Source organism: Massilia jejuensis (assembly GCF_042656795.1).
Lineage (GTDB): Bacteria > Pseudomonadota > Gammaproteobacteria > Burkholderiales > Burkholderiaceae_D > Telluria > Telluria jejuensis.
In genome coordinates, this window is the sequence record NZ_JBHSMS010000028.1 from 111,579 (window position 1) to 131,350 (window position 19,772).

General features: G+C 67.7%; 18 protein-coding genes. 15 read left to right on the top strand and 3 right to left on the bottom strand.

Annotation, left to right across the window (positions count from 1 at the left end; translation table 11 throughout):
- Positions 1-2: 2 nt before the first annotated feature.
- Together ACFPOU_RS09055 and ACFPOU_RS09060 are read right to left on the bottom strand one after the other, a co-directional pair.
- Positions 3-3,284: a hybrid sensor histidine kinase/response regulator gene (locus tag ACFPOU_RS09055; RefSeq protein WP_379719676.1), complete on the bottom strand. Its 3,282-nt coding sequence runs from the start codon at positions 3,282-3,284 to the stop codon at positions 3-5.
- A 169-nt stretch (positions 3,285-3,453) separates the two neighbouring features.
- Positions 3,454-3,879, bottom strand: coding sequence for a thioredoxin family protein (locus ACFPOU_RS09060; RefSeq protein WP_379719678.1), 426 nt, complete (start codon positions 3,877-3,879; stop codon positions 3,454-3,456).
- Positions 3,880-3,994: 115 nt separating this feature from the next.
- On the opposite strand from ACFPOU_RS09060, the gene tsaB reads away from it, so the two are divergent.
- The 4 genes from tsaB to ACFPOU_RS09080 are packed head-to-tail and all read left to right on the top strand — an operon-like array spanning position 3,995 to position 7,011.
- Positions 3,995-4,711, top strand: a complete 717-nt coding sequence (tsaB, locus tag ACFPOU_RS09065) for a tRNA (adenosine(37)-N6)-threonylcarbamoyltransferase complex dimerization subunit type 1 TsaB (RefSeq protein WP_379719680.1) — start codon at positions 3,995-3,997, stop codon at positions 4,709-4,711.
- Positions 4,708-5,184: a ribosomal protein S18-alanine N-acetyltransferase gene (gene rimI / locus ACFPOU_RS09070; protein ID WP_379719682.1), complete on the top strand. Its 477-nt coding sequence runs from the start codon at positions 4,708-4,710 to the stop codon at positions 5,182-5,184. Before tsaB ends, rimI begins: the two co-directional genes overlap by 4 nt.
- Positions 5,181-6,044 (top strand): uracil-DNA glycosylase, encoded by an 864-nt coding sequence (locus ACFPOU_RS09075; RefSeq protein ID WP_379719684.1) that lies wholly within the window; start codon positions 5,181-5,183, stop codon positions 6,042-6,044. Before rimI ends, ACFPOU_RS09075 begins: the two co-directional genes overlap by 4 nt.
- Entirely contained in the window at positions 6,025-7,011 is a 987-nt protein-coding gene (locus tag ACFPOU_RS09080) for a DUF1853 family protein (protein WP_379719686.1), read from the top strand. The genes ACFPOU_RS09075 and ACFPOU_RS09080 overlap by 20 nt, the downstream gene beginning before the upstream one ends.
- A gap of 39 nt (positions 7,012-7,050) precedes the next feature.
- Here ACFPOU_RS09080 and lplT read toward each other — a convergent pair whose 3' ends face one another.
- Positions 7,051-8,313, bottom strand: a complete 1,263-nt coding sequence (gene lplT, locus ACFPOU_RS09085; RefSeq protein ID WP_379719688.1) for a lysophospholipid transporter LplT — start codon at positions 8,311-8,313, stop codon at positions 7,051-7,053.
- A gap of 133 nt (positions 8,314-8,446) precedes the next feature.
- On the opposite strand from lplT, the gene alr reads away from it, so the two are divergent.
- From alr to ACFPOU_RS09140, 11 genes are all read left to right on the top strand, one after another.
- Positions 8,447-9,556, top strand: a complete 1,110-nt coding sequence (alr, locus tag ACFPOU_RS09090; RefSeq protein ID WP_379719690.1) for an alanine racemase — start codon at positions 8,447-8,449, stop codon at positions 9,554-9,556.
- Positions 9,549-10,928, top strand: a complete 1,380-nt coding sequence (gene radA / locus ACFPOU_RS09095) for a DNA repair protein RadA (protein WP_379719692.1) — start codon at positions 9,549-9,551, stop codon at positions 10,926-10,928. The genes alr and radA overlap by 8 nt, the downstream gene beginning before the upstream one ends.
- A gap of 795 nt (positions 10,929-11,723) precedes the next feature.
- Entirely contained in the window at positions 11,724-12,764 is a 1,041-nt protein-coding gene (pstS, locus tag ACFPOU_RS09100; RefSeq protein ID WP_379719694.1) for a phosphate ABC transporter substrate-binding protein PstS, read from the top strand.
- 117 nt (positions 12,765-12,881) lie between these two features.
- A complete protein-coding gene (pstC, locus tag ACFPOU_RS09105) occupies positions 12,882-13,850 on the top strand; it encodes a phosphate ABC transporter permease subunit PstC (protein ID WP_379719750.1) in 969 nt (322 codons plus the stop codon).
- On the top strand, positions 13,847-14,701 hold the full coding sequence (pstA, locus tag ACFPOU_RS09110; protein ID WP_379719696.1) for a phosphate ABC transporter permease PstA: 855 nt from the start codon (positions 13,847-13,849) through the stop codon (positions 14,699-14,701). Before pstC ends, pstA begins: the two co-directional genes overlap by 4 nt.
- A 27-nt stretch (positions 14,702-14,728) precedes the next feature.
- Positions 14,729-15,517, top strand: coding sequence for a phosphate ABC transporter ATP-binding protein PstB (gene pstB, locus ACFPOU_RS09115; protein ID WP_379719698.1), 789 nt, complete (start codon positions 14,729-14,731; stop codon positions 15,515-15,517).
- A 75-nt stretch (positions 15,518-15,592) separates the two neighbouring features.
- Positions 15,593-16,294 carry a phosphate signaling complex protein PhoU gene (gene phoU, locus ACFPOU_RS09120; RefSeq protein ID WP_379719700.1) on the top strand — a complete coding sequence of 234 codons (702 nt, stop codon included), beginning with the start codon at positions 15,593-15,595 and terminating at the stop codon, positions 16,292-16,294.
- Between the two features lie 3 nt (positions 16,295-16,297).
- Entirely contained in the window at positions 16,298-16,981 is a 684-nt protein-coding gene (locus tag ACFPOU_RS09125) for a response regulator (protein ID WP_379719702.1), read from the top strand.
- Between the two features lie 16 nt (positions 16,982-16,997).
- A complete protein-coding gene (phoR, locus tag ACFPOU_RS09130; RefSeq protein ID WP_379719704.1) occupies positions 16,998-18,290 on the top strand; it encodes a phosphate regulon sensor histidine kinase PhoR in 1,293 nt (430 codons plus the stop codon).
- Positions 18,291-18,402: 112 nt separating this feature from the next.
- Positions 18,403-19,320, top strand: a complete 918-nt coding sequence (locus ACFPOU_RS09135; protein ID WP_379719706.1) for a patatin-like phospholipase family protein — start codon at positions 18,403-18,405, stop codon at positions 19,318-19,320.
- Between the two features lie 18 nt (positions 19,321-19,338).
- Complete coding sequence (locus tag ACFPOU_RS09140; RefSeq protein ID WP_379719708.1) at positions 19,339-19,752, top strand: heme-binding protein; 414 nt, start codon at positions 19,339-19,341, stop codon at positions 19,750-19,752.
- Positions 19,753-19,772: the final 20 nt, after the last annotated feature.

Sequence of the window (19,772 nt, forward strand, 5' to 3'; positions counted from 1 at the left end):
GCTCAGTGCGCATCCGTCCCGCGCCGCACCGTTCGCGCGAATATGGCCAGCAGCTTCTCCAGCGGCGCCGGCTTCACGAAATGGTGGTCGAAGCCCGCATTGAGCGCCGCCTCGCGGTCCTGCGCACTGCCGTAGCCGGTGACCGCGATGAGCAGCGCGTGCCGGCCCTGCGGGAGCCGGCGCAGGCGCCGTGCCAGTTCCCTGCCGTCCATGCCGGGCAGGCCGATGTCGAGCAGGAAGGCGTCGAAGCCGCCGGTGGCGGCCGCGTCGAGCGCGCGCACCGGATCGTGTTCGACGGCGACGCGGTGGCCGGCGCTGTCGAGGAACATCGCCAGCAGCTGGGCCGCGTCGACATTGTCGTCGACGACCAGCACGCGCAGCGGCGCCGGCTTCGCGTGCGCACCCGACGCCGCCGCGGTCCGCGTGGCGTCGACCGCCGCTGCCTGCGGCAGGCGCGGCAGCACCACCGAGAACTTGCTGCCGCGGCCCAGGCCGTCGCTGTGCACCGAGACGCGCCCGCCATGCAGCTCGACCAGGCTGCGCACGAGCGCCAGGCCGATCCCGAGGCCGCCCTGGGAGCGGTCGGGCGTGCGCTCGGCCTGGGTGAACAGGTCGAACACGCCGGCCTGCACGTCGGGCGTCATGCCGATGCCGTCGTCGATCACGCACAGCACGACCGAGTCGCCGCTGATCTCCATGTGCATTGCGATGCGCCCGTGCTGGGGCGTGTACTTGGCCGCGTTGTTGAGCAGGTTCGACAGTACCTGGACGAGGCGCTTGCGGTCGCCCGCCACCACCGTGTGCCCGGGCGCCAGCTGCACGTCGAGCCGGTGGCCGCGCGCCTCGACCAGCGGGCGCACCTGCTCGACCGCGTCGGCCACCGCGTCCCGGACGTCGACCGGCGCCTTTTCCAGCCGTACCAGTCCGCCCGAGACGCGCGAGACGTCCAGCAAGTCGTCGATCAGGCTGGTGATGTGGGCAACCTGGCGCGTGATGATGGCGCTGGTCTTGCGCACCTTGGCGGCGTCGGGCGTGCCCAGCGAGAGGATCTGGGCGGCCGCGCCGATCGGGGCCAGCGGATTGCGCAGTTCGTGCGCCAGCATGGCCAGGAATTCGTCTTTCCTGCGTCCCTCGAGGCGCAGCTTTTCCTCGGCCTGCTTGCGTTCGCTGATGTCGTAGACGATGCCGGCGATGCGCTCGGCGCCGGCATGCCTGGCGCCGAAGACGACGAGCCAGTGCAGCGTGCCGTCCGGCCAGAAGACGCGGCATTCGGTTTCGAACACCTTGCCGGACGTAAGCGCATCGCCAAATTCGGCGCCGACGCGCTCGCGCTCGTCCGGATGCACATGCGCGAGGAAGCGCGCCAGGCTCCAGTCCGGAACCGGCGCATCGTAGCCGAAGCAGCGGTCGTGCAGCAGCGAGCGGCGCGTGGCGCCGGTGGCCAGGTCGAGTTCCCAGGCGCCCAGCTGCGCCGACTCGAGGATGAAGTGCAGGCGCTCGGCCGTTTCGCGCTGGCGCTCCTGGGCGTCGCGGCGCACCGTGACGTCGCGGAAGAACAGGGCGATGCCGTCGCCGAGGGCCGGGAAGGCGCGCACCTCGAGCCAGCGCACGCCGCCGCCCCCGGTGGGGTGCGGGTACTCGACGATGTCGGCCACCCCGGTCTCCTTGACGCGCCGGCACAGGCGCTCGACCCCGGTGCCGCGCGTCTCGGCAAAGGCGTCCCAGAAACCGGTGCCGAGCACGTCCTCGCCGCGGCGCAGGAGCTTCAGCCCGGCCGCATTCATCTTGACCAGGCGCCAGGCAGGGTCGAGCAGGCCGAAGCCCTCGGCCATGCTGTCGAAGATGGTTTGCGAGGCGTCGCGCTCCGCGCGCAGGGCACGCTGGGCATTGGCCGCGTCGACCGCGGCGCGGGTGCGCTCGGCCATGTCGCGTGCCATGCGCAGCTCCTCGCCCGTCCAGTGGTGCGCCGTCGCGTACTGCAGGTTCAGCACCGCGCGCAGCGTGTCCGCCTCGAACACGGGCACGGTCAGGTGGGCGCCGGCCTGGAAGCGCGCGTCGGCGGCGCAGGCGCCGCCGGCCGCGCCCGCGTCGTCCACCAGCACCGGCCGCCCGGCCAGCAGTTCGGTGCCGATGCCGCGCCCAAACTGGTCCAGCGCCAGGTCGGTGCCGGTCAGGCTCGCCACTTGGGGGTCGCTCCAGTCGCCGCGCACGCCCAGGTTCATCGACGCCGGGTCGACCTCGGTGTAGAGCACGCGCGCCACCCCGAGGCGCCGGCCGAGCACCGCGCTGGCGGTGGCGGCGATGTCCGCGCCCGAGTTCAAGGGGCGCAGGCTGTCGGCCAGTTCGAGCTGGAAGGCCAGCTGGCGCTCGGCGCTTTCCAGTCGCTTGACTTTTTCCTCGACCTCGGCCAGCGCCCGCACCTGGTCGGTGACGTCCGTGCCCTCGACGAACACGCCGCTCACTTCGTGGCCGTCGCCCAGGATCGGCTGGTAGATGAAGTCGAGGAAGCGCTCTTCGAGCTGCCCGCCATGGCGCCGCAACTGCGCCGGCATGGCGTGCGCGACGAAGGCTTCGCCGCTGGCATAGACCCGGTCGAGGAGGTCGTGGAAGCCCTGGCCGGCCAGTTCAGGGACCGCTTCGCGCACGGTCCGGCCGAGGTACTGGCGCTGCCCCATCAGTTCGACGATGGCGTCGTTGACCAGTTCGTAGACATGTTCGGGGCCGCGCAGCACCGCCATGAAGCTCGGCGCCTGCTGGAACAGGGCATTGAGGCGCTCGAGGTCGGCCTGCAGCGTCAGGTTCTGGCGAAACACATGCTCGGCGCGGTCGATCAGGCCGCTGTGTTCGGGCAGGAGATCGCCTTCCCCGGCGCCGCGCGCGGCGCTGCGCATGCGTTCGATCTCGGTGACGTCGATCGGATGCTGCATCACGAATGCGACTTCGCCGGCGGCGTCGAATACCGGGGTGTGGGTAATGCTCCAGTAGCGCGGCTCGAAGCCGCCCGGCGCCTGCGCACACGCGATGTCGAAGCGCAGCAGGGCCATGGTATCGGGCTGGCGGGTACGGATCACGCGCTCGAAGGAGGCGATCGACTGCTTCAGGGTTTCCGGGTCGGTTGGAAATGCATCCCAGGCCCAGCGTCCGACGATGTCCGGTAGTGCGCGCCGGGTCGAGGCCAGGTAGGCGCGGTTGGCGCTGACGATATGGAGTTGCCGGTCGAGGACCAGGTAGGGGTTGGGCGACGCGTCGAACAGCGCGTGGAAGGATGGCTCGGATGGCGGCATGGAGGTGTGGGAAGAGCCGCACGGGCGAGGCGAGGCGCCTCGAATCGCGGACCCGGTGTGGTGTGGTTCATTCTGGCATATCCGGCGCAAATGGCCGTTCCGATTCGTTGCCGCTTGCCGGGAGCAAGCTTTTCCCCCGGATGGGATCGGGGGCTTGTCCGGATGCCGGTCAGCCGGCCTGGCGCAGCAGGGTCTGCAAATTGCAGTCGCGCTGCCAGGCGCGTCTTTCCTCGGTCGAGGCGGCCAGGCGCGCCAGTTCCCCGGGCGCCAGGTCGGCCTGGGACTGCACCAGGCGGTCGGCCAGGCCGGCGTCGGGCAGCATGGGGCCGAAGAAGGCGACGGTGTCGCCGCGCTGCAGCAGCAAGGTTGGGAAATTGTCGACGTCGAGGTCGCCGACGACCTCGGCCTGGTCCTCGATGTCGATCCAGACGAAGGTCTTGTCGGGATGGCGCGCGGCCAGCGCGTCGAAGGCAGCGCGATAGCCGCCGCAGGTGCCGCACCAGGCGGCACACAGGCAGGCGACGACCCAGCGTCCGCCGCCGATGGAAGAAGCGAGCTGGTCGCGATTGCTTGTGTCGAGTGTCAGGCTGTGCATGAGCGGATTCTACCTTGCGGCGCAGGGTTGGGCCAATGCATGGGCCAACGCGTGGCCAGTGCGTGGGCCGACGCGGGCCATGGCAGGGCCCGTGCATGACGGGTTAAAATAGCGCATGCCTATCATCCTCGCCATCGAAACTTCGTCCGAACTTGCCTCTTGCGCGCTGCTGTCCGGAGACGGCGTCATCGCGCGCGAGTCGGGCGGGGTGCGCACCCATTCGCAAGCCGTGCTGCCGATGGTGCAGGAACTGCTGGCCGAGGCGGGCGTGCGCCTGGGCGACGTCGATGCCATCGCCTTCGGCGCCGGGCCCGGTTCTTTCACCGGCGTGCGCACCGCCTGCGGCGTGGCCCAGGGCCTCGCTTTCGGCGCCGGCCTGCCGGTGCTGCCGCTGGTCACCCTCGCGGCCATGGCCGAGGCCTGCCGCGCCCGCAGCGGCGCGACCGAGGTGCTCGCCGTGCTCGACGCGCGCATGAACGAGGTTTACTGGGCGCAGTACCGCTTCGACGGCATCTGGCAGGCCGTGATCGCGCCGGTGCTGTCCGGCCCCGACCAGGTGGCGCCGCTGCCGGCCGAGGGGCTGGCCGCCTGCGGCAACGGCTTTGCCGCCTATCCGGATGCGTTTCTGGGCAAAGCCTTCGCGGCGCGGGCCGATACGGCGGTCGTGCCGCATGCGCGCGAACTGGCGCGCATCGGCGCCGCCGCGCTGGCCGCCGGGCTGGGCCTGCCGGCGGCGCAGGCGCAGCCGCTCTACCTGCGCAACAAGGTGGCCTACACCAGCGCCGAGCGCCAGGTCATCAACGCGGCCAAGGCCGCAGGCAAGGGCGCATGATGCGCGCGTCCGCCACCACCACTGCCGAGCTCGCGCTGGTGCCGATGACGATGGGCGACGTCGACGCCGTCCACGCACTCGAGTGCAGCGTGTTTCCGCAGCCATGGAGCCGGGCCAACTTCAGCGACTCGCTCGCCGCCGGCTACGATGCCTGGCTGCTGCGCGACGCGGCGGGTGAACTGGCGGGCTATTTCGTTTTGATGTATGCGCTCGACGAGGCGCACCTGCTCGACGTGGCCGTGGCCGGCAAGCGCCACGGCACCGGCCTCGGGCGCCGTCTGCTCGACACCCTGTGCGCGCGCGCCAGGCAGATGGGCGCCGAATCGGTGCTGCTGGAGGTGCGGCCGTCGAACGAGCGGGCGCTGGCAGTGTATCGCCGCTTCGGCTTCGCCGAAATCGGCCGCCGCAAGGGCTATTATCCGGCCCACGAAGGCAAGCGCGAGGACGCCATCGTGATGAGGCTCGCATTATGAACCTGGACGAACGCAACGAAGCGTTCCTGGCCGAGATGGGCATCGCGCCGCTATGGCGCCTGCGCAGGCAGCCCGACGGCGCCGCCGTGGAGGCGCCGCCCGCGCCCGGGCCGCGGGCGGCCGAGACGCCGGGCATGCATGCGCCCGGCGTCATCGCGCCGCCGCCGCGCGACCCGGCCTGGGGCGAGATTCCGCGCACCTCGGCGCCGGCGCCCGACCCGTGGACGCCGCCGGCGCCCGCGCCGGTGCAGGAAGAAGAAGCCGACAGTCCCGAGGCCATCGCCGCCATGGACTGGGACGCCCTGCGCGCGGCGATCGCCCGCTGCACGCGCTGCGGCGACTGCGCCGGGCGCGCGCCGGTGCATGGCGCCGGGCCGCAGGCGGCGCGCTGGCTGGTCGCCGCCGGCGCCAGCAGCGCCGCGGACGAAACAGACGGCGTGCCGCTCGCCGGCGACGCCGGCAAGCTGTTCGACAACATGCTGGCCGCCGTCGACTTCGCGCGCGAACGCGACGTGTATGTCACCAATCTCGTCAAATGCCGGCCGCTGTCGGCCAACGGCGGCGACCGCGCGCCTACCGCCGCGGAAGTGGCGGCCTGCCGCCCGTTCCTCGAGCGCGAACTGGCCTTGACCGGGGCCGGCCTGGTACTGACCCTGGGCCAGATCGCCGCCAATGGCCTGCTCGGCAAGGCGCTGCAGGCGCCGCTGGCCGGCGCCCGCGGCGCCACGCACAGCCTGGGCGGGGTGCCGCTGGTGGCGACCCTGCATCCGGGCGAACTGCTACGCCGCGGCGGCGACAAGGCACTGGCCTGGGCCGACCTGTGCCGGGCACGGTCTCTCGATGCGCGACCGGACCGATAGCAGCCAGGCCGCCTTCCACCGCCGCTGGGGCCACTTGCGGCGCGCGCGCGTGCGCGCCCTGGCCTGGCTGCTCGATTCGCCCGACCTGCTCGACGTCGCGGCGCCGCAGTGGCAGGGTCGCATCGCCTCGACCGGGCCGGTGACGCCCGCGGTCGAGCGCTGGCTGCGCCAGCTCGACCAGGACCCGGCGCCGCTCGACGCCGCCCTCGGCCCGCGCGTCTACACGCGCCTGGGCCTGTATGCCGAAAAGCTGATGGCCTTTTATTTCCAGGAGCAGGGACGGCTGGTCGCGCATGGCCTGCAGATCCGCGCCAGCCGCAACGACACCGTCGGCGAATTCGACTTTCTGCTGGAGGCGGGCGCCGACGCGCTCGAACACATCGAGTTCGCGACCAAGTTCTATCTGCTGCAAGGGGTGGAGGCGGGGCAGGAATTCGACGCCCTGGTCGGCCCCAACCTGGCCGACAGCCTGGGCGCGAAGATGCGCAAGATATTCGGGCGCCAGCTGGCGCTGGGCGCGCACCCCGCCGCCCAGCCGCTGCTGCCGCGTCCGGTGACGCTGGCGCGCGCGCTGGTCAAGGGCTGGCTGTTCTACCCGGCCGGCAGCTGGCCGGCCCTGAGCGGCATCGGCGCCGGCCACTGCCGCGGCTTCTGGTGCGCGCTCGGCGAACTCGATGCGTTCGATGCGGACGCCTTCCTGGTCCTGCCCAAGCTGCAATGGCTGGCGCCCTTTCGCGCCGGCCATGCCGAATGGCTGATGAACCGCGCCCAGCTGCATGCCGAGCTGGAAGCACGCTTCGAGACCAATCCGTCGCCGGTCCTGGTGGCCGTGGTGCGCGCCGCGCCGGGCGTGGTGGAAGAAGTCGAACGCGGGTTCATCGTGCCGGACGACTGGCGCGCGCGGGCGCAGGCGAGAACCGCGGAGGAAGGACGTGCCGAGGACGCCAGCCAGAATATTATTTGCTGAAACTTAATATTGTGCAAATATTATTTGCACAAATGTCGGTTAATGCTTGTGTTCGCCAATCAGGGCCAGCGAATCGTGCTGGGCCTGGTTGCGCTGGTGCAGGCGCATGATGAGGAAGGTAATCCCCGCGATCGACAGGCCGAACAGCACGATGATGATGTTCAGGTCCAGGTCCAGCGTGATCATGATCGCGTACATCGCCAGCATGGTCAGGATCGACAGGTTCTCGTTGAAGTTCTGCACCGCGATCGAGTGACCGGCGCTCATGAGCACGTGGCCGCGGTGCTGCAGCAGGGCGTTCATCGGCACCACGAAGAAGCCCGACAGGAAGCCGATCAGGGCCAGCAGCGGGTAGGCGACGATGACGTCGTGGACGAAGACCATGGCGGTCACGACCAGGCCCATGACGATGCCCATCGGGATCACCGTCAACGATTTGCGCAGCGGAATCATGCGCGCGGCGAGCGCCGCGCCGACCGCCACGCCGATCGCGACCACGCCGATCAGGCTGGTTGCCTTGTCGAGCGGCATGCCCAGCGAGCGTTCGGCCCACTTCAGCACGATCAGCTGCAGGGTCGCGCCGGCGCCCCAGAACAGGGTGGTCACGGCCAGCGAGATCTGGCCCAGCTTGTCTTTCCAGAGCGTGGCCGAGCAGTTGGCGAAGTCGGTGATCAGCTTGGCCGGATTGCGTTCCTGGTGCTCGTAGCGGGCGCCGGTTTCCGGGATGCGCAGGTTGAACAGGGCGGCCAGCAGATAAATGACGACCACGACCGCCATCGCCGCTTCGCTGGTGGTGTCGATGCCGGTGTCGACGAAGGGGAAGTCGACGCCCAGGATCAGGGCCGAACCCGCGGTGCTGACCAGGTAGCCGCCCATGACGGTACCGAAGATGATCGACATCACGGTCAAGCCCTCGATCCAGCCGTTGGCGGCGACGAGTTTTTCCGGCGGCAGCAGTTCGGTGAGGATGCCGTATTTGGCCGGCGAATACACGGCCGCGCCGAAGCCGACCACCGCGTACGACAGCAGTGGGTGGACGGTCAGGAACATCAGGCCGCAGCCGAAGACCTTGATCAGGTTGGCGATGAACATGACGCGGCCCTTCGGCAGCGAATCGGCGAACGCGCCGACGAAAGCGGCCAGCAGCACGTAGAACAGCACGAATGAAAGCTTGAGCAAGGGCGTCAGCGACGCCGGCGCATTCATCGACACCAGCACGTCAATGGCTACGAACAGCAGCGCATTGTCTGCCAGCGACGAGAAAAACTGCGCCGCCATGATGGTATAAAAACCACGATTCATTCGAGTGAGTCAGAAAACAAGTGTGGGTTGCTTTATACCATGAAAGAACCCCAGGCCAAAGAAACGGACGGGCACGCAGCTGGTCGGTCCGGTAAAATAAGGGCTTCGCTTAACCGCCTCCTTCGCCGATCCCATGCCACGCCCGCTTTGCGCCACCATCCATCTCGATTCGATGCAGCACAACCTCGCGCGCGCGCGCGCCTGCGCGCCGCAGGCGCGCGTCTGGGCGGTCGTCAAGGCCAATGCGTATGGCCATGGGCTCGAGCGCGGCGTGAAAGGTTTCATGGGCGCCGATGGACTGGCCCTGATCGAGACCGAGAACGCGCTGCGCCTGCGCGAACTGGGCTGGGCCAAGCCGATCCTGCTGCTGGAGGGAATCTTCGACGCGAGCGACGTCCCGCTGCTGGCTGAACACAATATCAACAGCACGGTCCACTCGATCGAGCAGATCAGGATGCTGGAATACACGCAGCTGTACCGCCCGATCGACGTGCACCTGAAGATGAATACCGGGATGAACCGGCTCGGCTTCAAGCCCGCCGATTACGCGGCCGCCTACAAGCGCCTGCGCGCCATTCCCGGCATTCGCAACATCACGCTGATGACCCACTTCGCCAACGCCGACGAACTCGAACACCCGCGCCTCTCCATCGCCGGCCAGGTGCAGCGCTTCGTCGAAGGCGCGGCCGGCCTCGAGGGCGAGCGCAGCCTGTCCAATTCGGGCGGCGTGCTGCACCAGGCGGACCTGCAGGCGCAGCTGCAGAACGACTGGGTCCGCCCGGGCGTCATGCTGTACGGCGGCACGCCCGGCGGCGGGCGCACCGCCCGCGACTACGGCCTGCGCCCGACGATGACGCTGAGCTCCGAGATCATCGCGATCCAGGACCTGGTGGCCGGCGACACGGTCGGTTACGGCAGCCGCTTCGAGGCGCCGGGCCGGATGCAGGTGGGCGTCGTGGCCTGCGGCTACGCCGACGGCTACCCCCGCCACGCGCCGCACGGCACGCCGGTGATCGTCGACGGCGTGCGCACCACGGTGGTGGGGCGCGTCTCGATGGACATGATGACGGTCGACCTCACCCCGGTCAGCAATCCCCGGGTCGGCAGCCAGGTCACGCTCTGGGGCGACGGCTTGCCGATCGACGAGGTGGCCGGCATGGCCGGCACCATCGGTTATGAGTTGATGTGCGCGCTTGCCGCGCGCGTGCGCGTCACGGAAGGACGGTTAGGTACCCATGGCTAAGGCAAAGACCCAGTTCGTCTGCAGCGAATGCGGCAGCGTGTCGAGCCGCTGGACCGGCCAGTGCGCCGACTGCAAGGCCTGGAACACGATGGTCGAGACGCTGCCCGAGAGCGCCGGCGTGAACCGCATGTCGCAGGCGGTCAATTACAAGGCGCTCGCGCAGACCGCGCCGGTGCTGTCGCTGGCCGACATCGAGGCGGTCGACGTGCCGCGCTTCGGCACCGGCATCGAGGAATTCGACCGCGTGCTCGGCGGCGGCCTGGTGGCCGGCGGCGTGGTGCTGATCGGCGGCGACCCCGGCATCGGCAAGTCGACCCTGCTGCTGCAGGCGCTGGCCAACCTGGCCGCCACCCGCAGTACCTTGTATGTGAGCGGCGAGGAATCGGGCGCCCAGATCGCGCTGCGCGCGCGCCGCCTGCAGGTCGAGGCCAAGGACCTCAAGCTGCAGGCCGAGATCCAGCTCGAGCGCATTCTCGGCACCCTGGCCGACCTCAAGCCCGAAGTGGCGGTGATCGACTCGATCCAGACCCTGTATTCGGACGCGCTGACGGCGGCTCCCGGTTCGGTGTCCCAGGTGCGCGAGTGCGCGGCGCAGCTGACGCGCGTGGCCAAGCAGACCGGCGTGACCATCATCCTGGTCGGGCACGTGACGAAGGAGGGCGCGCTGGCCGGTCCGCGCGTGCTGGAACATATCGTCGACACGGTGCTGTATTTCGAGGGCGATCCGCAGTCGAGCTTTCGCCTGGTGCGCGCGATCAAGAACCGCTTCGGCGCGGTGAACGAGCTGGGCGTGTTCGCGATGACCGAGAAGGGGCTGAAAGGGGTGTCCAACCCATCGGCCCTGTTCCTGTCGCAGCACGACAGCCAGGTGCCGGGTTCCTGCGTGATGGTGACCCAGGAGGGGACCCGGCCCTTGCTGGTCGAGATCCAGGCGCTGGTCGACGCCAGCCACCTGCCGAACGCGCGCCGCCTGTCGGTGGGACTGGAGCAGAACCGCCTGGCGATGCTGCTGGCGGTGCTGCACCGCCATGCGGGAATCGCGGCGTTCGACCAGGACGTGTTCATCAATGCGGTGGGCGGCGTGAAGATCGCCGAACCGGCGGCCGACCTTGCCGTGCTCCTGGCAATCAATTCGTCGATGCGCAACAAGGCGCTGCCGCGCGGCCTGGTGGTGTTCGGCGAAGTGGGCCTGGCCGGCGAGATCCGCCCGGCGCCGCGCGGCCAGGAACGCCTCAAGGAAGCGGCCAAGCTCGGCTTTTCGGTCGCGCTGATCCCGAAGGGAAACATGCCTAAGCAGAAGATCGAGGGCATGAACATCATCGGGGTCGAGCGCATCGACCAGGCGTTCACCAAGCTGCGGGAACTCGACTGAGTACCCGCCCAACATGCACATGCATTTCCGGTCGAGCACTTCGGCGCCTGCCGGTGAGGTATTGCACGCTGGCAATGGCGAATGCAGGCCGGACCCTGGTTGCGCGGCCCGGAACCCGGCGCGCCGGCGGCGCTGCCGCCCTTGCCGGCAACGGCAGCGGCCAAACCAAAGCGGCGAGTGCCCATCGAGCCTCGCCGCTGTTGACTTGGTCCCGCAAGCGGGTTGGACGCTATTCGTGATAGCGGTCGTGCAGGGGTTCCGAACTGCCACCGATCTCCTGGAAGATTTCATAGGCGATCAGGCCGACGATGCCCGATAAAATAGCAAATACAAACATGTTAAACATAGCTGCAAAACGCTCTTCAGCATCCCCTCCATGCAATAATTACCCTTTGAGCATAGCAGCCGCGATTGTATTTGCAAGAGCGGCGCCCGCTTAAATTTGCCGATCGTTCCCGCCACGCTGCGTGCGGCGGCGCCCGCCGGCCTGGCCGAAAGGCCTGCCGGCAACCCGGTTTCCCGCCGACCCCGCTATCCCTGGTGCATCAATCGTGTGACGGCCATTGCGGGAACGCGGCACTATGGCGCCGGTATCCCATATGCAGCGGCAACCGGTGTCACATGCTTGTGACAGGCCTGACGCCCCGTGTCATCGATTCGATGACACGATGTGCGCACCTGTCATCGCATCGATGACACCGGCGTTTTGCGATGTCATCAACTTGTCATATTCGGCCGCTAGACTGCGCAGCCATACCGGGGCGCACTCTGCGCCTTCACATAAAGGAAATTGATATGCGTATGAAGCCCTTGCTCGTTTCGATCGTCCTCGCCGCCACCACCTTCGCCGCGGCCGGTGCCAAGGCCGTGAACCTCACCGGCGCCGGCGCCACCTTCCCGTATCCGATCTACGCCAAGTGGGCGGAAATGTACAAGGCGGCCAGCGGCAACGGCCTGAACTACCAATCGGTCGGTTCCGGGGCCGGCATCAAGCAGATCAAGGCCAGAACGGTCGACTTCGGCGCCTCGGACATGCCGCTGCCCGCCAATGAATTGACCGCGGCTGGCCTGTTCCAGTTCCCGGCCGTGATGGGCGGCGTGGTGCCGGTGCTGAACCTGCCGGGCGTGACGCCGGGCCAGGTCAAGCTGAGCGGCGCTGTGCTGGCCGATATTTTCCTGGGCAAGATCACCAAGTGGAATGCGCAGCCGATCGCCGCGCTCAATCCCGGCGTGAAATTGCCGGCTGAAGACATCACCGTCGTGCACCGCGCCGACAGCTCGGGCACCACCTTCCTGTTCACCGATTACCTGTCGAAGGTCAATCCCGACTGGAAGCTGAAGGTCGGCGCCGGCACCGCCGTGAAGTGGGCGACGGGCGTGGGCGGCAAGGGCAACGAGGGCGTGGCCGCCAACGTGCAGCGCATCAAGGGCGGCATCGGCTATGTCGAGTGGGCCTATGCCAAGAAGAACCGCATGGCGCATACCCAGCTGCAAAACCGCGACGGCGCCTGGCTGCAGCCGGACGATGAAGCCTTCAAGGCCGCCGCCGCCAGCGCCGACTGGGCCAAGGCGCCGGGCTTCGCCGTGGTGCTGACCGACCAGCCGGGCAAGGCCAGCTGGCCGATCACGGGTGCCTCCTATATCCTGGTGCACAAGGCCCAGGCCAACGCCGCCAAGGGCAAGGAAGTGCTGAAGTTCTTCGACTGGGCCTACAAGAACGGCGACGCCGCCGCCGCCGAGCTGGACTATGTGCCGATGCCCGACGCCGTGACCAAGCTGGTGCAGGACGCCTGGAAAGCGAACATCAAGGACGGTGCCGGCAAGGCCATCTGGTAAGGATTGACGCCGCCGCGGCCCTGGCCGCGGCGGCTCTCGCAGCAAACTCGATAAGAACACAACATGAGCGCACACCCTTCCGTCGCCATCGACAAGCCGGCCGCCAACGACGCCGGCATGATCGATCTCCAGCAGGCCGCCCTGCGCAAGACGATGCGCAACCAGCGCATCCAGGACTTCCTTTTCCATAAAGTGACCTTGCTGTTCGCCGCCAGCGTGCTGCTGGCCCTGGTGGGCATCATCGTCTCGCTGGCCATCGGCGCGGCGCCCGCCTTCAAGGAATTCGGGGCCGGCTTCATCACCGCCGTCGAGTGGGACCCGGTCGACGACAAGTTCGGCGCCCTGATCGCGATCTGGGGCACGCTGGCGACCTCGCTCATCGCGCTGCTGGTCGCTTTCCCGATCAGCTTCGGCATCGCGCTCTTCCTCACTGAAATCTGTCCGGCCTGGCTGCGCCGCCCGATGGGTACCGCGGTCGAGCTGCTGGCCGGCGTGCCCTCGATCATCTACGGCATGTGGGGCCTGTTCGTGTTCGCGCCGCTGTTCGCCGATCATGTCCAGCCCGTGCTGAAAGAGACGATCGGCCAGCTGCCCGTGATCGGCCAGCTGTTCCAGGGTCCGACCATGGGCATCGGCATCCTGACCGCCGGCCTGATCCTGGCCGTGATGATCATTCCCTTCATTTCGTCCGTGATGCGCGACGTGTTCGAGATCGTCCCCGCGGTGCTGAAGGAGTCCGCCTACGGCCTCGGCTGCACCAAGTGGGAAGTGGTGCGCAAGATCGTGCTGCCGTATACCCGCAACGGCGTGGTCGGCGGCGTGATGCTGGGCCTGGGCCGGGCGCTGGGCGAGACGATGGCGGTGACCTTCGTGATCGGCAACGCCCACGAGCTGTCGGCCTCGCTCTTCATGCCCGGCAATTCGATTTCCTCGACCCTGGCCAACGAATTCGCCGAGGCGGCATCGCCCCTGCACGTGTCCTCGCTGTTCGCGCTGGCACTGATCCTGTTCGGTATTACCTTTGTCGTGCTGTCGGCGGCGAAACTGATGTTGGCGGGCATGTCTCGCAAGGAAGGCACGAAATGAACGTCACCAATCCTGTCTACCGCAAGCGCCTGCTGGCGCACCGCGTCGGGATCGTGCTGTCGGTGATCGCGATGGGCATCGGCCTGGCCTTTCTTGCCTGGATCCTGTGGACCCTGCTGGTCAACGGCTTCGGCGCGCTGGCGCCCTCGCTGTTCACCGGCGACACCCCGGCGCCGGGCGGCGAGGGCGGCGGCCTGCGCAATGCCATCGTCGGCAGCCTGATGATGGTCGGCCTGTCGACCCTGGTCAGCACCCCGATCGGCATCCTGGCCGGCATCTACCTGGCCGAATACGGCGACACCAACCGCTTCGGCCAGGTGACCCGTTTCGTCACCGACATCATGCTGTCGGCCCCGTCGATCGTGATCGGCCTGTTCGTGTACGCCCTGTACGTGGCCAAGGTCCAGCATTTCTCGGGCTATGCCGGCACCATCGCGCTGACCCTGATCGCGGTGCCGGTCGTGGTGCGCACCACCGACAACATGCTGCGCCTGGTGCCCAACAGCCTGCTGGAAGCGGCCTTTGCCCTGGGCGCGCCGCGCTGGAAAGTGGCGACCCTGGTGCGCCTGCGCGCCGTCAAGGCCGGCATCATCACCGGCGTGCTGCTGGCCCTGGCCCGCATCTCCGGCGAGACCGCGCCGCTGCTGTTCACCGCGCTCAACAACCAGTTCTTCAGCGCCGACATGAACGCGCCGCTGGCGAACCTGCCGGTCGTGATCTACACCTATGCGATGAGCCCGTACGACGACTGGCGCTCGCTGGCCTGGGGCGGGGCGCTGCTGGTGACCTTCACCGTGCTGTTCCTGAACATCCTGTCGCGGACCGTCTTCACCCAGAAGACCCCACGTTAATCTATCCTGACAACTATGACTCAAGCTATGGCAACCCAGATCCCGGCGGCGAACGAAGCGAAGACGAAGACGCTCGAGATTTCCGGCCTGAATTTCTTCTACGGCAAGACGCAAAGCCTGAAGAACGTCTCGCTCGACGTCCACGAAAAGCAGGTGACGGCCTTCATCGGCCCGTCGGGCTGCGGCAAGTCGACCCTGCTGCGCACCCTGAACCGCATGTACGACCTGTACCCGGGCCAGCGCGCCGAAGGCTCGATCATGTACCGCGGCCGCAATATCCTCGAGCCGGGCGTGGACGTGAACATGCTGCGCGCCAAGATCGGCATGGTGTTCCAGAAGCCGACGCCCTTCCCGATGTCGATCTACGACAATATCGCCTTCGGCGTGCGCCTGTATGAAAACCTCTCGAAAGGCGAGATGGACGAGCGCGTCGAGTGGGCGCTGAAGAAGGCGGCGCTGTGGGAAGAAGCGAAGGACAAGCTCACCAAGAGCGGCCTGTCGCTGTCGGGCGGCCAGCAGCAGCGCCTGTGCATCGCGCGCGGCGTGGCGGTCAAGCCGGACGTGCTGCTGCTCGATGAGCCGACCTCGGCGCTGGACCCGATCTCGACGGCCAAGATCGAGGAACTGATCAGCGAACTGAAGCAGGATTACACGATCACGATCGTGACCCACAACATGCAGCAGGCGGCGCGCTGCTCGGATTACACTGCGTACATGTACCTGGGTGAGCTGGTGGAGTTCGGCGAGACCGACCAGCTGTTCATGAACCCGGCCCGCAAGGAGACGCAAGACTACATCACCGGGCGTTTCGGTTAGAGAATACAGAACCGGATCACGACATCCGGCACAGTGCATCGAAGTCCTGAAAACGACAACATTTTGGAGAGCGGCATGATTGGCGAGCATTCATCGAAACAGTACGACCAGGAGCTGGAAGCGATCCGGTCCAAGGTCTTGCTGATGGGCGGCATGGTGGAAACGCAGTTCGAGCAGGCGCTGAACTGCTTCCGGGTCGGCGACATCGCCCAGGCCGATAAAGTGATGGCGGACGACCACGCCGTCAACCAGCTCGAAGTGCAGCTCGACGATGCGTGCAGCCACCTGATCGTCAAGCGCCAGCCGGCCGCCAACGACCTGCGCACCATCATGGCCACGATCAAGGTCATCACCGACCTCGAGCGCATCGGCGACGAGTCGAGCAAGATCGCGCGCACCGCGAAAAGCCTGCACGAGCGCGGCGCCACCAGCTTCGCCCACTACGACATGATCCGCGCCATCGGCAAGAACACGTCCGACCTGCTGCACGATGCGCTCGACGCCTTTGCCCGCCTCGACGGCAAGCAGGCGATGCAGATCATCGCCGGCGACGAGATCATCGACCACGAGTTCCGCACCATCCTGCGCAACCTGATCACCTTCATGATGGAAGACCCGCGCACGATCTCGTCGGCGCTCGACACGCTGTGGGTGGCCAAGGCCATCGAGCGCATCGGCGACCATGCCAAGAACATCGCCGAATACGTGATCTACGTGGTCGAGGGACGCGACATCCGCCATGGCGGCCACAGCAGGCCCGCCTCCCAGGAAGGCTAGCCAATGGGCAACACGAACGTACTGCTGGTCGAAGACGAGCCGGCGATCGTTGAACTGGTGAGCTATTCGCTGCGCGAGGCCGGCTGGTCGATCTCCTCGGTCGGCACCACGAGCGCGGCCTGGGACAGCATCCGCAACGGCAAGCCCGACCTGATGCTGCTCGACTGGATGCTGCCCGACCAGAGCGGCCTGCGCCTCCTGGCCCGGCTGCGCGCGGACCGCGATTTCCAGGACATCCCGGTCATCATGCTGACCGCGAAAAGCATGGAAGAAGACAAGCTCGCCGGCCTGAACTCGGGCGCCGACGACTACGTCACGAAACCCTTCTCGCCGCGCGAACTGCTGGCCCGGGCGCGCGCGCTGCTGCGCCGCAAGAGCCCGCACCTGGCCGAGGCGCCGCTGCGTGCCGCCAATGTGGTGCTCGACCCGAGCAGCTGCACGGTGACGATCGACGGGCAGGGCACCGACATCGGCAACGCCGAATACAAGCTGCTCAAGTTCCTGCTGGCCCACCGCGAGCGCGTTTTTTCGCGCGCCCAGCTGCTCGACAAGGTCTGGGGCGACCATGCCGTGATCGAGGAACGTACGGTCGACGTTCACGTGCTGCGCCTGCGCAAGGCCCTGAAGGGCGCCGAAGGCCTGATCCGCACGGTGCGCAGCGTCGGCTATATGCTGTCGGAAAAATAATCCACGCCGAGGTTCGATGAATCCCAAACTGCTGTTCTGGGTGCCGGCGCTGCTGCGCCTGGCCACCGTGTTCGTCGCCGGCGCCGTGCTCTGGTGGCTGGCCGGGCCGATTGCCGGCCTGGCGCTGGCGCTGGCGGGCGCCATCGTGGCGCTGTTCGTCCAGCTTTCCTACCTGCGCCAGCTGGGCGAATGGCTGAACGACCCGCAATCGGGCCGCCTGCCCGACGGCTGGGGCGCCTGGACCGACGTCTTCGCACGCCTGTACCGGATGCGCCGCGATGACGAGCGCAACCAGAAGGAGCTGGCCGAATGGCTGGCGCGCTTTCGCCAGGCCATGCACCTGCTGCCCGAAGGCGTGGCGATCATGGACGACGTGCTGTTTCTGGAATGGTGCAATCCGGCGGCCGAGCGCCACCTGGGCCTGACGATCGAGCGCGACAAGGGCCTGCGCGTGACGAACCTGGTGCGCCATCCCGACTTCATCGACTACATCATCCTCGGGCGCTACGAGCAACCGCTGACGCTGTCGCTGCGCGGCCGCAAGATCGAATGCCGCATCATCCCCTTCGAGAACAGGCGCCAGATCCTGGTGACCCACGACGCCACCGATACCGAGCGCGTGGAAGCGATGCGGCGCGACTTCATCGCCAACGCCTCGCACGAACTGCGCACGCCGCTGACTGTGATCGTCGGCTTCCTCGAGATCGCCCTGTCCGACCCCGGACTCGACGGCGCCACCCGCACCGCGCACCTGACACTGATGACCGAGCAGGCCGAGCGCATGCAGCGCCTGATCGGCGACATGCTGCAGCTGTCGCGCCTGGAGTCCGATGAGTTCCCGCTGCGACGCGAGCGCGTGGACGTCGCAGCGCTGGTCGAGTCGGTCGCGGCCGAGGCGCGCGCGCTCTCCGGCGGCAAGCACGAGATCGCAGTGGAGGTCGACGGCCCCGATGTCATGGGCAGCATGGAAGAACTGCGCAGCGCCTTCGCCAACCTGGCCTCGAACGCGGTGCGCTATTCGCCGCAGGGCGGCAAGATTGCGCTGTCCTGGCGCCGCGGCGCGGACGACCTGCAGTTTTCGGTGACCGATCGCGGCATCGGCATCGATCCCCAGCACATCTCGCGCCTGACGGAGCGCTTCTACCGCGTCGACAAGAGCCGCTCGCGCGAGACGCAGGGCACGGGCCTGGGGCTGGCGATCGTCAAGCACGTGCTGCTGCGCCACGGCGGACGCCTGAAGATCAGCTCGACGCCGGGGCAGGGGAGTACGTTCACGGCCTCGTTGCCGAATACCTCGCTGCCGGGATAATTGGGGCGGCCCGGGGGGAGCGCCCCGGCCACGGACGGCGCCATCGGCGCGACCTCATCCAATCGGCATCATTGCGCGGTACAATCGCGCATTGCTTTTCTCGACTTCCTCCATGCTTTCTCGCCGCATCTCCCTCATCGCCCTCGGCGCCGTGCTCCTGGCCAGCTGCGGCAGCACGCCGCCGGCGCCGGCGCCGGCCGCGCTGCGGGCGCCCGCCGCGCCACCGGCGCCACCCAGGAAAATCAAGATCGGCCTCGCCCTCGGCGGCGGCGCCGCGCGCGGCTTCGCCCATATCGGCGTGATCAAGGCCCTCGAAGCGCAAGGCATTCACGCCGACATCGTGGTCGGCACCAGCGCCGGCTCGGTGGTCGGCGCCCTGTACGCCTCGGGCTATAGCGGCTTTGCGCTGCAGAAGATTGCGCTGGACATGGACGAGGCGACCATTTCGGACTGGGCGATGCCGCTGTTTTCCAGTTCCACGGGCCTGCTCAAGGGCGAGGCGCTGCAGAACTACGTGAACAAGGCGGTCAACCACTTGCCGATGGAAAAGTTGAAGAAACGCTTCGGCGCCGTCGTCACCGACCTCAAGACCGGGGAAGCGGTCATGTTCGACAAGGGCAATACCGGCATGGCCGTGCGCGCCTCGTCCGCCGTGCCGAGTGTGTTCCAGCCGGTCAAGATCGGCGCCAGGACCTATGTCGACGGCGGCCTGGTGGCACCGGTGCCGGTCAAGTTCACGCGCGAGAACATGGGCGCGGACTTCGTCATCGCGGTCAACATTTCGACCCAGGCCGACACCCAGGCCACGGCCAGCTCGGTCGATGTGCTGATGCAGACCTTCAGCATCATGGGCCAGCGCCTGAACCATTTCGAGCTGAAGGAAGCCGACGTCGTCATCGCCCCCGCACTGGGCAAGATGGGCAGCGCCGACTTCACCGGCCGCAACCTGGCGATCCTCGCCGGCGAGCAGGCGGCCGCGGCGGTGATGCCGCAACTGAAAGCCAAGCTCGCAGCAAAGCAACGACCATAACAACCAACTGGAGAATCCATGAAGACCAAACCGATGCTGACCCTGGACGACGTCAAGCGCATTGCCGCCGGCGCCGAAGCCGAAGCGCTGGCCAACAACTGGGCCGTGACCTTTGCCGTGGTGGATGACGGCGGCCACCTGCTGTGGCTGCAGCGCCTGGATGGCGCGCCGCCCGTCTCGGCCCACATCGCGCCCGCCAAGGCGCACACCGCCGCCCTTGGACGCCGCGAATCGAAGGCCTACGAAGACGTCATCAACGGCGGACGCGTCTCCTTCCTGTCGGCGCCGCAGATCCAGGGCATGCTCGAGGGCGGCGTGCCGATCGTCGTCGAAGGCCAGGTCGTCGGCGCGGTCGGGGTCTCGGGCGTGAAATCGAACGAGGATGCGCAGATCGCCAAGGCGGGCATCGCGGCCTTGAGCGTAAGGCCGTAATCGGGCTGGCGGTGCCGCGC

Coding starts and splice junctions, on each gene's coding strand:
- alr (WP_379719690.1), top strand. CDS start 8,447: ATGCCACGCCCGCTTTGCGCCACCATCCATCTCGATTCGATGCAGCAC.
- ACFPOU_RS09055 (WP_379719676.1), bottom strand. CDS start 3,284: ATGCCGCCATCCGAGCCATCCTTCCACGCGCTGTTCGACGCGTCGCCC.
- ACFPOU_RS09060 (WP_379719678.1), bottom strand. CDS start 3,879: ATGCACAGCCTGACACTCGACACAAGCAATCGCGACCAGCTCGCTTCT.
- pstA (WP_379719696.1), top strand. CDS start 13,847: ATGAACGTCACCAATCCTGTCTACCGCAAGCGCCTGCTGGCGCACCGC.
- phoR (WP_379719704.1), top strand. CDS start 16,998: ATGAATCCCAAACTGCTGTTCTGGGTGCCGGCGCTGCTGCGCCTGGCC.
- rimI (WP_379719682.1), top strand. CDS start 4,708: ATGATGCGCGCGTCCGCCACCACCACTGCCGAGCTCGCGCTGGTGCCG.
- radA (WP_379719692.1), top strand. CDS start 9,549: ATGGCTAAGGCAAAGACCCAGTTCGTCTGCAGCGAATGCGGCAGCGTG.
- ACFPOU_RS09135 (WP_379719706.1), top strand. CDS start 18,403: ATGCTTTCTCGCCGCATCTCCCTCATCGCCCTCGGCGCCGTGCTCCTG.
- pstC (WP_379719750.1), top strand. CDS start 12,882: ATGATCGATCTCCAGCAGGCCGCCCTGCGCAAGACGATGCGCAACCAG.
- pstS (WP_379719694.1), top strand. CDS start 11,724: ATGCGTATGAAGCCCTTGCTCGTTTCGATCGTCCTCGCCGCCACCACC.
- ACFPOU_RS09075 (WP_379719684.1), top strand. CDS start 5,181: ATGAACCTGGACGAACGCAACGAAGCGTTCCTGGCCGAGATGGGCATC.
- phoU (WP_379719700.1), top strand. CDS start 15,593: ATGATTGGCGAGCATTCATCGAAACAGTACGACCAGGAGCTGGAAGCG.
- ACFPOU_RS09080 (WP_379719686.1), top strand. CDS start 6,025: ATGCGCGACCGGACCGATAGCAGCCAGGCCGCCTTCCACCGCCGCTGG.
- ACFPOU_RS09125 (WP_379719702.1), top strand. CDS start 16,298: ATGGGCAACACGAACGTACTGCTGGTCGAAGACGAGCCGGCGATCGTT.
- pstB (WP_379719698.1), top strand. CDS start 14,729: ATGGCAACCCAGATCCCGGCGGCGAACGAAGCGAAGACGAAGACGCTC.
- lplT (WP_379719688.1), bottom strand. CDS start 8,313: ATGAATCGTGGTTTTTATACCATCATGGCGGCGCAGTTTTTCTCGTCG.
- ACFPOU_RS09140 (WP_379719708.1), top strand. CDS start 19,339: ATGAAGACCAAACCGATGCTGACCCTGGACGACGTCAAGCGCATTGCC.
- tsaB (WP_379719680.1), top strand. CDS start 3,995: ATGCCTATCATCCTCGCCATCGAAACTTCGTCCGAACTTGCCTCTTGC.